The following is a 789-nucleotide window of genomic DNA, read 5'->3' as shown; positions in this document are numbered from 1 at the left end:
AAAAGGAAGTCCTGGGGGATGATCCCCCAGACCCTCGGAATGTCGGCCGTGCGCGCTACCTAGGTGTAGTGCGCTCCCTGCGGCGCAGCCAATATGTCTTCCGACGCGGGCATGGGCGCATGAGGCTGTCGGTCCGCGTGACATCGACAGTTTCGGGGGTGCAGGGGGGCTAAGCTCCCCTGCTTCTTCCCTTCAATCCTTCCGCTCGATTCGCGCGCGCTTGTCGCGCCGCCGCTTGAGCGAATACCAGCCCACGCCGCCGATTCCGACGATCGCCGCCAGCCCTTTGGCCAGCGCCGAGAAAGCCGCGGAAAGCGCGCCCACGGTCACGCCCCAGAAGAGCTGCGACATGATGGCCATGAACGTGTTCATCTAAGGCAAGCATTCCCAAACGGCTGGCGACGGTCAACCGGAAGCGCGGCGATACGGGCCGGAACGGCAAAAAGAAAGGACGGGCCCGCATGTTTCGGCGGACCCGTCCCTCGGTGTCTCCCTCTTCGCAGGGGAGCCAGTCAGCTTATTTGCTCAAGTTTCATTTCTTTTCAGGCGCCACCGTAATGCGCATGGTCTCGCCCGAGTTCCCCGGGAAATTCGTGAACATCGATTCGATCAGGTTGGGGACAAGATACTGCAAGCGGTTCGAGGTGGAAACGGCTTCGGCCTTGCCTTCGAAGAGGCGCAGGTTGTCGGCAGCGCGGTCGATCTTCAGCGTGATGCCGCTGGTGAAGACGGTGTAGGAATCCACGCCGCCGTCGAAGAAGGGATCGTACCAGCCATAGCGCCAGGGAC

General features: G+C 62.1%; 1 protein-coding gene and 1 pseudogene. Both read right to left on the bottom strand.

The window, feature by feature from the left end; translation table 11 throughout:
• Nucleotides 1-192: 192 nt before the first annotated feature.
• Entirely contained in the window at nt 193-351 is a 159-nt protein-coding gene (locus ACI3K3_RS25705; RefSeq protein ID WP_404918949.1) for a hypothetical protein, read from the bottom strand.
• A gap of 181 nt (nt 352-532) precedes the next feature.
• A pseudogene (locus ACI3K3_RS25700) lies at nt 533-789 on the bottom strand (DUF4136 domain-containing protein); the annotation flags it as partial.

The organism is Novosphingobium sp. ZW T3_23 (genome assembly GCF_044987305.1).
GTDB lineage: Bacteria > Pseudomonadota > Alphaproteobacteria > Sphingomonadales > Sphingomonadaceae > Novosphingobium.
Note: the sequence above shows the minus strand (reverse complement) of the source record. Positions and strands in the feature narration are given on the sequence as shown.

Excerpts from the sequence above, each read along its gene's own strand:
- ACI3K3_RS25705 (WP_404918949.1), bottom strand. The coding sequence starts at position 351 with ATGTCGCAGCTCTTCTGGGGCGTGACCGTGGGCGCGCTTTCCGCGGCT.